Source organism: Neobacillus drentensis (genome assembly GCF_036965245.1).
GTDB classification, from domain to species: Bacteria; Bacillota; Bacilli; order Bacillales; family Cytobacillaceae; genus Neobacillus; species Neobacillus drentensis_G.
This window is the reverse complement of the sequence record NZ_JBALPG010000154.1, coordinates 6,573-22,017: the sequence shown is the minus strand read 5'-3', so window position 1 is coordinate 22,017 and position 15,445 is coordinate 6,573. Positions and strand designations below refer to the sequence as shown.

11 protein-coding genes are annotated in these 15,445 nt (G+C 39.9%); all 11 read right to left on the bottom strand.

Features of this window, described 5'->3' with window-relative positions; translation table 11 throughout:
* Positions 1–359: DUF3307 domain-containing protein (locus V7150_RS23215; RefSeq protein WP_335522923.1), on the bottom strand; the 359-nt coding region annotated here is incomplete at its 3' end.
* Between the two features lie 29 nt (positions 360–388).
* Positions 389–1,192 carry a hypothetical protein gene (locus tag V7150_RS23210; RefSeq protein WP_335522921.1) on the bottom strand — a complete coding sequence of 268 codons (804 nt, stop codon included), beginning with the start codon at positions 1,190–1,192 and terminating at the stop codon, positions 389–391.
* Positions 1,193–1,300: 108 nt separating this feature from the next.
* Entirely contained in the window at positions 1,301–3,577 is a 2,277-nt protein-coding gene (locus tag V7150_RS23205; protein ID WP_335522919.1) for an ATP-dependent DNA helicase, read from the bottom strand.
* Between the two features lie 346 nt (positions 3,578–3,923).
* Positions 3,924–5,165, bottom strand: coding sequence for a glutamate-5-semialdehyde dehydrogenase (locus V7150_RS23200; RefSeq protein WP_335522917.1), 1,242 nt, complete (start codon positions 5,163–5,165; stop codon positions 3,924–3,926).
* A 2-nt stretch (positions 5,166–5,167) separates the two neighbouring features.
* The gene (gene proB, locus V7150_RS23195; protein WP_335522915.1) at positions 5,168–6,286 is read right to left on the bottom strand and encodes a glutamate 5-kinase; all 1,119 of its coding nucleotides are present in this window, start codon (positions 6,284–6,286) and stop codon (positions 5,168–5,170) included.
* Between the two features lie 444 nt (positions 6,287–6,730).
* Positions 6,731–7,342, bottom strand: coding sequence for an NAD(P)H:quinone oxidoreductase (gene wrbA, locus V7150_RS23190; protein ID WP_335522913.1), 612 nt, complete (start codon positions 7,340–7,342; stop codon positions 6,731–6,733).
* A 261-nt stretch (positions 7,343–7,603) separates the two neighbouring features.
* Positions 7,604–9,850, bottom strand: a complete 2,247-nt coding sequence (locus V7150_RS23185) for an AAA domain-containing protein (RefSeq protein ID WP_335522912.1) — start codon at positions 9,848–9,850, stop codon at positions 7,604–7,606.
* 560 nt (positions 9,851–10,410) lie between these two features.
* Positions 10,411–11,766 (bottom strand): aspartate aminotransferase family protein, encoded by a 1,356-nt coding sequence (locus V7150_RS23180; RefSeq protein WP_335522910.1) that lies wholly within the window; start codon positions 11,764–11,766, stop codon positions 10,411–10,413.
* Positions 11,767–11,825: 59 nt separating this feature from the next.
* On the bottom strand, positions 11,826–13,292 hold the full coding sequence (locus V7150_RS23175) for a CoA-acylating methylmalonate-semialdehyde dehydrogenase (RefSeq protein WP_335522909.1): 1,467 nt from the start codon (positions 13,290–13,292) through the stop codon (positions 11,826–11,828).
* A 146-nt stretch (positions 13,293–13,438) separates the two neighbouring features.
* Positions 13,439–15,088 carry a PucR family transcriptional regulator gene (locus V7150_RS23170; RefSeq protein ID WP_335522907.1) on the bottom strand — a complete coding sequence of 550 codons (1,650 nt, stop codon included), beginning with the start codon at positions 15,086–15,088 and terminating at the stop codon, positions 13,439–13,441.
* An 84-nt stretch (positions 15,089–15,172) separates the two neighbouring features.
* Complete coding sequence (locus V7150_RS23165; protein WP_335522905.1) at positions 15,173–15,391, bottom strand: hypothetical protein; 219 nt, start codon at positions 15,389–15,391, stop codon at positions 15,173–15,175.
* Positions 15,392–15,445 lie beyond the last annotated feature (54 nt).

The following is a 15,445-nucleotide window of genomic DNA, read 5'->3' as shown; positions in this document are numbered from 1 at the left end:
ATATATAACTGACATGCAAGAATGATCATACCAAGATGGAGTAATTGGTCTAGGAAGAAAAAACTAAGCCGTTTCAGATTTTCCTCGTTCGAAAATTTTAATGTATCGAGCAGTTTAATTTTTAATATGTCGATGAGAAAATGAGAAACTACAATAAAAGCCAACGGAAAAATAAAATAACTGAGGATATTCATTGGTTTAAAATGAAAAATCAAGAAACCACTAAGAATGAATGCCGTCATTAAAAAATGATGCATAATATGTTTCTTTATATTTTTATGCTTTTCCTTTACCATTTCATCTGTTTGTAAATAAAAATCGGCAATTAGATGCGCGAGAATTAGACATAAAAGTAACATGGTTTCCCCTCTCTGTTCGATTAGTGCTACTAATCAAGCAGTGTATATATATTTTCTTTCAAATGATTTCTGATGGATTGGGTAAGAATATCACTTGTATCTTTCGGGTTAACAACTATTCCTGAATAAGCCTTTTCCTGCAAGGAATTTAGGATTTTAATTATTTCATGAAAGCTATGGAGGATTTCCTCACTTTTTCCTTTTTTAAAATGACTTGAAATGGTAGGCGGTGTTTTGCCAAGTAGTTTTCCTATTGCTTTTTGCTGTTGCACTATAAGATAGAAGGAACATACGAGCTCCTGGATATAAGTTTGTTCTTGCATGAGATTGTGTTGCAAATGCAATATGGTATTGAATAAAGACTCAAATTCATTTCTAAATTGATTGTATACAAAAGGAGTACTATTCTCTCCACGATAAAATTGATCAAGCTCAAATTTAAAGGGAGACCTATTATGGTCTTGTTTTAACAAATCATTAGCATATCTAGCCTGCTTTATCAATGGATGGATCCATTTTTCAATATCAACTTCAACTAGTTGTCGATCGATATCGCCAAAAGACAAACCAAAATAGGGTTTGTGTTGACGATATTTCCATATCCTGCTGATGAAAAATGCAACGATATATGCTGTAGAATAGCCATCACCAACAAAGATAATTTCATCCCCTGATCGATGCTTGACTTTGGTGGAGCCAATTTCTTTTGTCCAAATATTGATCCATTTCACCATTTCATCTAGATAAACGGTCAGTTCATCTCCCATGCCTTCGGACGAAGAATTACTTACATCTAATATAAAAATTGATATTGGATTAGCCTTTGTTCGCACTTTTTAATCACCCTAATTAAACTATTTAATCTAATTTTAATAAAGTTAGATTAAATAGTCAAATTTATGTTCACTTCGATTATTTAGCGAAACATTAATAGACGTTTTTTAAATGATTGTAAGGTGATTCCATTCCTGAGGCAAGAGCAATTGATACTGCTTTTGTAAAAAACGGTCGTCGACAAGTACAATCGTCCCATGATCTGTTTCCGAGCGGATCAATCGCCCACCGGCTTGTAGCACCTTGTTCATACCAGGGAACACATATGCATAATCATAACCATTCTTATCCTTTTTATTAAAATGATCCTTTATAAGATTCCGTTCAAAACAAAGCTGTGGTAAACCAACCCCTACGACTACCACTCCATTTAAACGATCACCGATTAAATCGACTCCTTCAGAAAAAATTCCGCCAAGAACAGCAAATCCAAGTAAGGTTTTGTCTTGATTAGGAGTAAAGGCCGCTAAAAACTCCTCTCGTTCTGCTTCCGTCATCCCAGTTGTTTGAATTAATGTATCGGTTTCTTCATCAACTTGCTTGAATTGCTCATAAACGGACAGTAAGTATTGATAAGAAGGGAAAAAGATCAGGTAATTTCCTGGCCGTTTTTTTATCAACGATTGTACCATTGATACGATCGCATCCTTAGTCAGTTCGCGATCCTTGAAGCGAGTGGACAATGGTTTGATAAAGACGTCGATTTGTTCTTCTCTAAATGGAGACGGGATTGAAAGGAAATAATCCTCCTGTTTTCCGCCAAGGATATCTTGATAATAGGGTAAGGGCGAAAGCGTTGCGGAAAAGTACACCTTAGAGCGATACCCTTTTCCCATTTGCCTAAGTAGTTTAGATGGATCAATGCAAAACAGTTTAACCGTAACATCGTTTCTATTTTTCTCAGCGTAGATTACATAATGTTCATCGAGAAGCTCGGATATTTTTAAGAAGTTATTCACCATAAAAAAAGCTTCCAATAGACTTTGGGAGGTCTCTGTTTTTAGTACTTGTTCTGCATCCTTTGAAAATTGAAGGAGCTGTTCTAAGAACGCTTCATCTAGGAGCTCTAAGACAAATTCTGTTTTATCATCATGCTCTTTTTTCAAAGAAATGAACCAAGAATTCAACTTACGAGCTGCCTCAAAAATCACCTTATCGACGCCCTTAAAGTCTTTTTTCAATTGAAGAAACGTCTCTTTATTTAACGAGGCTGAGAACATCTCCCTGCCTCGGTCAACCAGATTATGTGCCTCGTCCACTAATAAGACGCTGGCCTTCTTTTGCTCCTCTAACAACCGCTTTAACGACACCCGCGGGTCAAAAATATAATTGTAATCACAAATTACAGCATCAGCAGTATAGGAAAGGTCAAGCGAAAACTCAAACGGGCAGACGGTATGCTTACGTGCATAGGATTCGATCACCTCACGAGTCATCCCGTTCTCATTTGTTAATATATCAAGAATGGCATCATTAATCCGATCATAATATCCATTGGCAAACTCACAATAATCCTTTTGGCATTTGGTTTCATCCTTGAAACAGACCTTGTCTTTTGCCGTTATGGTGACGGCATTTAGACATAGACCGCAGGAACGCATGCGTGCAAATGCCTCCTCCGCTGCCGTTCGGGTAATCGTTTTTGCGGTAAGATAGAAAATTCGGTTCGCCTGACCTTCACCGATCGCTTTCACCGCCGGAAAAAGAGTAGAAATCGTCTTGCCGATTCCAGTGGGTGCTTTGGCGAATAGATTTTTTCCATCTATAATGGTTTTATAAACACCCCCAGCCAAATTCCGCTGTCCCGCCCGATACGTATCAAATGGGAAAACCAGCGCTTTACAACTTTCATTTCGTTTGACTCGATGCTCATACTGCAGCTTGGCATAAAGGGCATAACCTTCAATTACCTTATTAACAAATGTCTCTAAGTCTGCGAGTGAGTAGTACTTTTTAAAATATATTTTACCTTCCGTTTCAACATGGACATATGTTAGCTGGACAAGAATTTCCGGAAGCGCATTGTCTTTAGCATATATATAGGCATACATTTTCGCCTGCGCCCAGTGAACAGGGGAACCCTCTCCCTCCAATTGGTCAAGCGGTTGAGTAAAAGACTTAATTTCATCTATTGTTACCATGCCATCTTCAAATAAAAGCCCATCACATCTGCCATCAATAATAAATGTAAGGCCATCGTAGGTAATTTCAGTACTCAGATAAACCTCTTTTTGATCACCATCATGATAGGTTTTCTGGATTTTTTGGTGAATCCTCGTCCCATCTATTAGTGTCGATTGGGATCGGAAACGAGAATCTATACTGCCGCACTTGTACACATGTTCAACGAGGTTTCGAACGGAAATACGAACGTCATTTGACACTAAACCACCAACCTACTAAGAGAATATATGTTTGTATATTCATTATAACAGAAACTAGGGTATATATTTTGGTTGATTTAATATTTGAGAAGTTTAGGCTTTCTACGTAGGCTTTTTCATGGATTTTCACCTGTGATGTCCATCTAGAACCTCTCTACGTAGGCTTTTCTTCGGATTTTCACCCGAAATGTCCACGTAGAACCTCTCTACGTAGGCTTTTTCATAAAATTTCAACCCTAATGTCAATGTAGAACCAACAAAAAAATAATCTATTAAACAATGAAAATTAGCATAGCCATAACAGAACGCAAAAAAAAAAGCGCATTTTCAGCGCTAAACTCAAATTTTAAGACCGGATCTGTCCTCTTCCCTGCACAATTGCTTTTGTTGTCGTTAATGCCTTTAGGCCCATTGGCCCGCGGGCATGCAGCTTTTGAGTGCTAATTCCAATTTCCGCACCATAGCCGAACTGCTCACCATCCGTAAACCGAGTCGAAGCATTATGGTAAAGTACAGCTGCGTCCACTGTCTTAAAAAATAAACTGACATTTTCTTTATCTTCACTAATAATTGCTTCTGAATGCTTAGTTCCATATTGGTCAATGTGATCAATTGCTTCTCTCACATTGTTTACTAGTTTCACTGCTAGAATCGGAGCTAAAAATTCAGTGTGCCAATCTTCTTCTCCTGCTTCTTTGACAAACGAATAGGAGGAGACTAAATCTTCACTTCCACGCAGCTCAACCCCTTTATCATGAAGCACGTGTAATAGTTCGGATACAAACGGCCAATTTTCATGAAGAAGCACTGTTTCTGCTGCATTACAAACAGATGGTCGATGTAACTTCGCATTAATCGCAATATCAATTGCCATTTCTTTTTTTGCTGTTTTATCAATAAACACATGACAGTTACCAACGCCTGTTTCTAATACAGGAACGGTGGCATTTTGGATGACTGATTGAATCAACCCTGCACCACCGCGAGGGATTAGAACATCTAAGTACTGGTTCAATTTAAACATTTCTGCGGCTGTTTCACGTGTTGTATCTTCCAAAAGCTGGACAGAATCCTTTGGAATTGCCGTCCCAGCAAGTGCCTCGCGCATAACGTGAACAAGAGCTTTATTAGAATGAATCGCAGAAGAACTTCCTCGTAAAAGAACTGCATTTCCCGCTTTTAAACAAAGGCTTCCGGCATCAACCGTCACATTTGGACGAGCTTCGTATACCATTCCGATAACCCCAAGTGGTACACGAACCGTTTCAATTTTTAACCCATTAGGCCGTACCCATGCTTCGATAGTTTCACCAACTGGATCCTCTAAATGAATCAATTGACGAACCCCATCGACAATTTGTTCGATTCTCTCATCCGTTAAAAGCAAACGATCCAAAAGAGACGGTGAAAGTCCCTTTTCTTTCCCTACTTCAATATCCTTTGCATTTTCACTTAAAATCCATTCTTTCTCTGTCAATAAATGGTCGGCAACCTTTGCTAAAGCATCGTTTTTTTCAACTGCTGAAAGTACCCCCAGCTGCTTTGCTGCTTGTTTTAGTTTTCTGGATTTTTCTAACAATTCACTCATTCTTAAGCTCCTTCCTTAGGCATAGTGACCCAATTATCACGGTGAATCACTTCTGCTTTTTTGTTAATGGAATAACATTTCGATTGTTCACTCGGTAAACCCTTTACCGTTAATAAATCCTTAGAGGAATAATAAATTTGCCCTTTTCCAACGGTTTTCCCTCTTTGGTTTTTAACCACTACGACATCCAGGGCATTAAACTCTCCAATTACATTCGTGACCCCTACCGGAAGTAAACTTTTACCTTGAAATAGAATTGCTTTTTCGGCACCATCATCGATTTCGATTACGCCTCCTACATGAGAATGATACGCAATCCATTGCTTTCTCATTTGCATTTGCGTTTGGAATGGGCCGCCTATATATGTCCCATCCCCTTTACCAGCCAAAATATCCGCCAGTTTTTCCTTACCGGTCCCAGTGCCGACAAAGACGCTTACACCGAGGGATAATGCTTTTTTGGCTGCGAGTAATTTCGATTTCATTCCGCCAGTACCTACAGAAGACCCGCTTTCACCCGCAACAGCAAGCAGCTCCTCCGAAACCTCAGGGATAAAATTAAATTTTTTGGCCTCTTTTGAAACATTCGGATTGCCATCATAAAGCCCATTAATATCTGTTAAAATAATCAGGGCATTTGCATGTAAAAAACCGCTGACGAGAGCTGAAAGCAAATCGTTATCGCCAAAGGTCAATTCATCAATCGAAACAGAATCATTTTCATTAATAATCGGCACAACACCTCTTTGAAGCAGCTCATGAATTGTAGAATATAAGTTTTGAAACCGCATCTGGCTGTAAAAATCTTCACGAGTTAATAGTATTTGCGCAGGTACCATATCAAACTCTTGAAACAGCTGATTATAATGTTGCATTAATAGCCCTTGCCCGACGGCCGCTGCCGCCTGTTTCCCGGCTGTACTTTTTGGTCGTGTGGGGTATCCAAGTGAGCCAAATCCTGCCGCAACAGCACCGGATGAAATCAGTATGACCTCATGTCCCTCGGCTTTTAGAAAAGCAAGTGCCTCCCCATGATCACGCATTTTCTCGTCAGAAATCGTCCCCGACGTGTTTGTAAGTGAGCTGCTCCCAATCTTCACAACCACAAGCTGTTTTTTCATATCCTTTCGAACCTTTCTTTAAAAAATGACTATTCATTTCTTTGTTGTTTTTAGCAAAAGAATGACGCTTTGTAAAAAATTTACCTTTAAAAGAACCAAAAAAATATAAAAAACGATTCTTCTGTCCTTAAAAAGGACGGAAAAATCGTTTCCGTGGTACCACCTTCATTGATGCTAAGCATCCGCTCGAACCCGTAACGTGGGATAACGGCTTATGTTTGCATAAGCGGTATTTGAGGGCAGGTTCAAACATCTTCCCGTGAGAAACCTTTCAGCCTTTGGGTTTCATTCTCTAACACATTCGAATAATTTACTAGTCCCTTACCATTTTCAATTTAATAATTTCTTTGATTATCCATAGAAAACAAGGAAAAGTCAATAGAGTTTTTTTGAAAATTTACATAAAAAAAGCCAACTGGGTTTTCCCAATTAGCTCTCTCTCTATTATTGATTCGCATTTTTCACCCATTCAGCTACAGTAACCGTACGCTTTGCCTGGTGCTTAACAGTTGCTTGCACATCTTCAATCATTTTTCCATCTTGACCCACGGTTACACTTGTTCCGTATGGATTTCCTCCTGAACTGAAAATAATAGGGTCTGTATAACCTGGTGCTGCAACAATTGCTCCCCAATGGTACATAGACGTGTAAAGTGATAAGATAGTCGCCTCTTGTCCCCCATGAGGATTTTGGGCTGAAGACATTGCACTCACCACTTTGTTCACTAGCTTGCCGTTAAACCAAAGACCTCCTGTCGTATCGAGGAATTGCTTCATTTGCGCCGGCATGTTCCCAAAGCGTGTCGGAACGCTGAAAATAATGGCGTTAGCCCACTCTAAATCCTCCAATTTTACCTCAGGGACATGGGCTGTCGCCTCCACATGTGCTTTCCAGCCTGGATTTCCTTCAATCACGGATTGTGGTGCAAGCTCAGGAACCTTTAAAACCTTCACCTCAGCACCAGCTTCTTTTGCACCCTCTGCAGCCCATTGTGCAAGCTGATAATTCGTTCCACCCATACTGTAATAAATGACCGCGAGTTTTACGTTTGTCATTATTTTCATCTCCTTTTTTTGAAAGATTCCTTTTACCACAACTAACAAATTTATCATTTCCATTTATATGATTTTCATCCCGGACTTAAGATGGATTCGCTGATAAACTTCATAGATTTGCCGATAAAACACCCAATTTCACTGATAGAAAAATTATCTCAACTAAAAAAATCTTATACATCGGTTTAAAAAGGGGTTAGAATGCAAAAACATGTAAAAAGCAAAAAAAGAGTAGAAATGGCAGAGAAAGCCCTGCGATTTCTACTCTTTCATTAAAAATTGACTTAAAAGGTATTCAGAAACCTTCTGCGAATCAAGTTTTGCTGCGATAAATGGCGGCCGAACACCTCTTACACCTTCAATTGGAAGTCCCAGCCAAACAAGCCGCTCGTCGATGATGATAAATGGAAATGACAAGCCTTCGCTTAGCCATTGATCAGGTTGTAACTCTGATATTTCCTCTTCAGATATTACGATTAATTTTACTCTATTATTCCTATTTTTGAGTTTTCCTTTCCAATGTTCCGTTAATTTGGTAGTCTCTGGAAGAGAAATGACGATCGATGACGTTGCCGTTTCAATATCCCGGAATACTTTTTCTAGCTTAAGTGCATGCATCCATTGTAATCTTGGGTGTTGATTGTTAATCCATTTTCCAATATCCTTTGTTCCAACAGTTTGCTGATTCCTCTCCTGGTGCTCCACTAGCTGTCTAAGTGTTTTTCCATTATAAACATGCTTACGAATAAATGAATGATTGCTGACATGAATGAACTTACCTTTTGTTCTTGTTATTGCAACATTGATCAATCGTTCGCTATCCTTGCCTGTTAAGAGCATGCCTGCGCGGGTTTGGGGCTCACTTTCAACGGTATCAAAAACCATAACATCCCGCTCACTGCCTTGAAACCTATGAACGGTCGCGGCAATAATATCGGCAGTTACGCACTCTTTTTCGTACACATCCTCGAGTATGAGCTCCATTAAATTAGCTTGTGCCCGATATGGTGTCACATAACCAATCGATCTAAATCCGCTTAAGTATGATTCATGAATGAGTTGAAACGACAATAACGCTTGCCAAAGATTCATCCTCGAATGCGATGTCCGATCTGTCATACAATAGGCTCCGGTAAAGCTCGTATCCACTAGAACGGATGCCCTGTTAGGAAACGGTGCTTTTTCGACGATTTTCTTTCTACTCTTCCAAACACTTTCATGATCACCAACGAGTGAATGGTAGATGTATTTATTAGTAAAGGCAGAGATATCCGGATGCATTCTCCGTTGTTCTTTTAATAAAAATAGATGTGGATGAAGCTTGCCATCGTTAACCCAATCGACGACACCTGCCCGATGAAAGATATCCTCCTTCAACCACATGGTTACTAAAGGATCCCTTGAAGACGCAATTGGAGGTAATTGCCTAAAATCTCCGCAAATGATAACACGTTTGCCGAGTGATGAAGCAAATGCGGCTTGTGGAACATAGGCCATACTTGCTTCATCGAGAATGACAACGTCAAATTCCTTTTCAAAAATCGCCGGGTCACTCGCAGCTTTAGCCAGTGTTGTCCCGACAATAAATGCATCCTTCACAAATTGAATTTCCCGTTGACGAATTTTTTCGAGCACCCTAGCAATCTTCGTTTCTAACTCAAGCAAATGATTCGTGTCCCTTTTGCTAAAAGAACGAGCTAAATCCTGTTTTATATTTCGTCTTTCATCTAGTAATTTCTCTTTATCTTCAGCTAGATGAGGGTCTTGTTTCTCAAGCAGCTGGGTTGTGGTAATCGCTTTATGGCCAGCTATGTTTTCTCCAGTATTAAATCCATAGCGAAGGACATCTCCTTGACGATAGCGGTCTTTCTTGTTAATAAACCCTGAAATTTCACTTATTAAGACATCAACAGCTTGGTTACTATGTGATAAAATCAACACCCGCTTTTCTTGAAAATACTTATTTGCGGCTACACGTGCAAGTGTATATGTTTTACCTGTGCCTGGAGGACCCCAGACAAAGGAAACGGGATTGTATTTTGACCTCAACAATAATTCGTGAACATTGCTTTTACTTTTTTCAGCCGGATGCTTCGCTGGCATCGAGGGATCCATCAATTTTTTCACTCGTAATCGTTTCTGTTTATTTTTTTTGATGTCATCTAATCGTTGGATCAGGTGTTCAAGCAGTTCCCATGGGTCATGAAACAAGGCTGCCTCCGAAATAAAATCACCGAATGATTGTTCGAGGTTAATGATTACGCCTTTACCTTCAGATGAAAGCACCCGTCCACTTTGTTTTAAGCCGCCCCATTCAAGTCGAATTGTAGCTCCAACCGGAATTCGTAAAGAATAGGCGGTATCAAAATAGTAGGTAAACGAGCTATCACTCGATAGTAACCTTCCATTTGAGACGATGAACTTGTTACTTCCGAACTTTTTTAAATGGGAGATTTCAATATGGAGTGCCTGCTGCCATTCTTTTATGTATGTTCCTGTACTTGTCATGAATCTCTTCCTTTTAATGTTTGCTTTACTTCACTAATTTTTGAATAACCATCACACTTTTTTGGTTGATACCAGCATTGTTATCCTCTCACAGTGCCTATCTTCCTCTTTTTTCACCGTCAACGGGCACTCTCTTCCTCTCACAGTGCCCATCTTCCTCTTTTTTCGCCTTCAACGGGCACCCTCACTCTCTCACAGTGCCCGGCTTCCTCTTTTTTCTCAACCAACGGGCACTCTCTTCCTCTCACAGTGCCCGGCTTCCTCTTTTTTCTCAACCAACGGGCACTGTCACTCCCTCACTGTGACTGGCTTCCTTTTTTTAACAGCCAACAAGCACTGTCAACAGAGATTTTACAGAAGCTTTAATAGATTGAACCGGATGAAGTTACTATAGCATGTGAGTATTATTATTCCAAATTAACGGGCACAAAAAAGCACCCCCTGTGATAAGCAAAGTTTGATTATCAACAGAATTTCGTGATTTCGTAGATTTTTTGACTATAAAAAAAGAACACTCGCAAAATACAAAATGTAAGATTGCAAGTGTTCTTTTTTAAAATCTAAAGTATTTTATTAAGGGATTCTGTCAATGTTTTAATGATAAATTGTAAGTCCTTCTGTTCGATATTTAACGGCGGTGCCAAGGTTAACACATTATTGTACCCGGCAACCGTTGCACCATTTTTTCCTATAATAATACCTTCCTGCTTACAGCTGGCGATGACTTGATTAACAAGTCCTGTATCCAATGGTTCCTTTGTAGTCTTATCCTTCACTAATTCAATCCCAACTAATAATCCTTTCCCACGGACGTTTCCGACATATGGATGATCCTGGAGCAAGTTCGTTAAGTCGTTCAGTAACTGTTCCCCCAAATCTCTGGAACGGTCGAATAACTTTTCCTTTTCCATAATTTCAAGATTTTTCAATGCTAAGGCACAGGCAGCAGGATTTCCGCCAAACGTATTAACGTGTCGGAAGTAATCATACTCCTCCGTGCCTTTGAACGCTTCATAAATGTCTTTGCGGACTGCTGTTGCCGAAAGTGGTAAATAGGCGCTGGTAATCCCCTTTGCCATTGTGATGATATCAGGCTTCACGCCGTAGTTCATAAAGCCAAATGGCTTGCCTGTACGGCCGAAACCGCAAATTACTTCATCAACAATTAGGAGGGCACCATGTTTTTCACACACCTCTTTTGCTGCCTTCATATAGCCCTCAGGCGGAACGAGTACGCCGCCTCCGGTAATGATTGGCTCCATGATCATCGCAGCTATTGTTTCACTTAACTCCCACGTCATCGTCCGATCAATTTCTTTTACCGAGGACAATTCCTTCGGATCGGCAACATTTGTATCATCACGATAGGAATCGGGTGGCGAGACGTGAATAAACCCAGGTGCGAGCGGCTCATACTTGTATTTTCGTTGCGCCTGCCCTGTTGCCGCCAAAGCTCCCATTGAATTGCCGTGATATGCTCGGTAGCGTGAGACGATTTTGTAGCGGTTATGTTCACCCTTCTGCTGATGATATTGTCTTACAATTTTAAAAGCAGTTTCATTAGCCTCAGAACCACTGTTTGAGAAAAATATGACATACTCGTCTCCAAGCAATTCGTTCAGCTTTTCTGCTAGTTTAATAGCAGGAACATGGCTATGTGATAGCGGGAAATAGGCCATCTCTTTCAATTGCTCATATGCTGCATCTGCAAGTTCGGTTCTTCCGTACCCAACATTCACACACCATAGGCCTGCCATCGCATCTAAATAGCGTTTCCCATCGGCATCCGTCACCCATGAACCCTCTGCCTTTGTCGCAACAATCGTCGCTTTCGGGTTATAAGGCTTCATCGAATGCCATACATACTGATCATCCTGCTCTAATAACGTTTCATGCGGCCGCCTCGTTTGAACCATAACCATCCCTCCAATATTAGTAATGGTGCCTGACACCATAAATCATTTTTCCACTATTACTATGCGTCAAATCGTGAGGTGATCATTTTTTTGCGGGTGTAGAAATTCAAACCGTCTTTCCCGTTTACGTGGAGGTCGCCATAGAAGGAGTCCTTCCAGCCCGAGAATGGGAAGAACGCCATTGTTGCCGGAACCCCGACGTTAATCCCCAACATACCTGCATCTGCCTCTTCTCTGAATTGACGGACGGCTTTGGCGTTGTTTGTATAAATAGTAGCACCATTCCCGTACCTTGATTTGCGAATAAATTCTAATCCTTCATCAAGATTTTTCGCACGAAGCAAACTTAATACCGGTCCAAAGATTTCGTCTTTAACAATCGTCATTTCAGGGGTAACATGATCAAAGATCGTAGGCCCTAAGAAATTCCCTTCTGGAAGTTCATCCATCTCCCTGCGGCCATCCCTGATTAAATCTGCGCCTTCCTCTACCCCTTTTTCGATATAGCCAAGGACCTTATCACGGTGTTCCTTACGAATGACTGGAGTTAATAATGCCTCGTCATCCATTCCATTCCCGATAATTAATTCATCTGCTTTTTTCTTTAACGCTGTGACAAATGGATCATTATCACCGACAACCACTACGGCGCTGCAGGCCATACAGCGCTGCCCTGCGCTTCCAAATGTGGAGCTAATAATATGTTGGACAGCCTTATCCATATCGGCATCAGGCATGACAATATGGTGATTTTTCGCACCAGAAAGAGCTTGAACCCGTTTTCCTTCTGCTGCTGCCCGCTCATATACATACTTAGCAACCGGCTGGGAACCAACAAAGGAAATCGCCGCGATATCCTTGTGTTCTAGTAAACCATTCACGACATCATGAGCACCGTGAACGACATTTAATATTCCTTTTGGCGCTCCAGCTTCAGTAAACAACTCTGCTAATCTATTAGCCAAAATCGGCGTCCGTTCAGACGGCTTTAACACAAACGTATTTCCACAAGCTATGGCTAGCGGGAACATCCAAAGCGGCACCATCATCGGAAAATTGAACGGAGTAATCCCTCCGACAACGCCCAATGGATAGCGGAACATTTCGGAATCGATTTCTTCTGCAATTCCTGATAACGTTTCTCCCATCATTAAAGTTGGTGCACCGGAAGCGAACTCGACACACTCAATCCCGCGCTGAACTTCCCCATATGCCTCTTTGTAAGCCTTTCCATTTTCCTGAACAATCAGCCTCGCCAATTCCTCATGGTTTTCGGTTAAAAGGTAGTGGTACTTAAATAGGATCCTCGCACGCTTTGGAACAGGGACGTTTTTCCACTTTTTAAATGCTTCCTTTGCCGCTGCAACAGCAAGATTGACGTCCTCTTTCGATGAAACTGGAACTTTTGTGATTACCTTATTTGTTGCAGGATTCGGCACATCCAGTGTTTGCCCGCTGTTTGCACTCACCCATTCACCATTAATATAATTTTTCAATGCAGCCGTTTCATTTTTTGTCACACTCATGTCTTGCCCTCCTTATTTTTCAGAATAATAGTTTGTAATAATTCAGCGTTGCAAAACCTTATATATTCATTATCCCGCATCACTAAAATGCTTTCATTAGACACACTGTAAAATGGCTTAAATCATTTCCATGACAATTTGAACATTCATTTAACATGTATTCTATTTGTCACTACCTCCTCACTTGGCTGATTTGCTTTTGTTGGCTGGGCAGCCGCTAAATAACCATGGACAAAAAGCATAAATTCAATTGCAACCCTTTTTTCGTGCTCCATAAAATCTTCACCTAAAAGATTTTCAAGCTTCTGCAGGCGATGGTATAAAGTTTGCCTGACGATAAACAGCTTATTGGACGTTTCCTGCTTTGAGCCATTACATTCCAAATAGGCTTTTAATGTTTCGAGAAGCTTGGCATTGTATTTCTGATCATATTGAATAACAGGATGGAGATATTCCAATGCAATCTCCTGCAAATCGGTATGTTTACTCATCTGCGAAATAAGCCGATATAAATGCAAATCCTCGTAAAAATAAAAAAATTGTTTGTTAGTCATTTTTTGTTGAATTCTTAATGTTTCTTTGGCTGTCTGATAGCTCCTATGTACATCACGTACTGAATGAATAAACTTCCCCGCTCCAATCATAAGCCTTCCTGGATTTTGTTTGCGGATAAATTCAGATTCCTGGATGGATTCGATCGCATTTTTAATCCGTTCCTTCAGATTCTTTTTCGTACGATTATTTAGAAGAATGAAGGTAATTTCGTTTCTTTTTTCGACGAAAAAGACGGCAAATCCATTCTGTTCAAAAAAAGAACGAAATAATAATTTTAAGTAAGTAACATCATGGCTTGCTTTTTCTTTTATGGGTGTCTGTTTGGTGATCAAAACGATTGCGTCATTCGTTTTTCCTTTAATTCCATTTTCTAATAAGTATTCATGAATATCCTCAAATGAATGTTCACCCTCCAGCCAGCCATGTAGCCACTCAAACTCTTCTACCCGCTTTTTTTCTTCCACATATAAATCTCGTAATAAATGCTGGGCTATTGCCGTCGCTGTTCGGTCTAAGATCAATAAATCATACTCGCTGATCGGTATATCCTTAGAATATATAAACAACTCGGCATATTCCTGACCGAACAAAAAGATAGGTGAAGAGGCGATAAAATCATTAGCTTGCAACTTTGCCTCTTCTAGTTGATGAATAATAGAGTATTGTTCACTTTTGCTTATTTCGGGTACAAATTCATGCTCTTGACTTTTCAGACGGAAAATAATTTGTACATCCAATGCAGAGAAAATAAATTGAAGGATATCCTCATAGGTTTCAATAGTTAGCAGCCGTTTATTTAAGCTCTGAGAATAATTCTCTAAATCAGAAATCTTCTGGTATTGCTGGTTAATAATGACCGAATGAATATCCTGTGTAATTTCAACAAACGGGACTTCTTTTTGAAAAATAATAATTGGGAATTGATACTCATTGGCAATTTCAATGACCTCATCTGGAACCTTAGTTAGGTAGGTACCCATTTCAATACATAAACCAGCAGCTTTGTTGTCAATAAATTCCTTTACCATGGAGACAAATAATTTCATATTATCCTTCCAGGCAACACCAGTTGATAAGATAAGCTCATTCCCATTTAATAGATTTCGAATACTTGTAACCTCAACCACATGAACCCATTTGACAGTCCTCTGATTGCCTTCATTTCCCGCGATAACCAAAGCTTGTTCAAAGTGCTTTCGTTTAAATATATCTGCAACTGTTAGTTGAAAATGTTCCTTCATAAGTAAGCTTCTCCTTAAAATCAGAACTTTGGGTAGAACGGGATTGGCCATTCAACCAATCCTTTATCTCTTACCCAACACCACTTAGCTGTTCGCTTGTTTCTGGTTAATTAATATACTAGAAAAATACTTCCGGCCATTAGCCGTTCCAATTTGAAGTGTTTCGGTTACATTTCCATTTGGATGTAAAAAATCAACAGAAGCACCATTTAAATGTTCTCTTACTCCGCTAATGCGGCATCCCTTTTGGATAAGAAAATCAATTTTATCTCGTTCACCGAGAAATTGTTGATGATCTGACATGTTATCCTCCTTATATCCTGTTTTAATATAAATCTACATTATTCGGAATTTCCC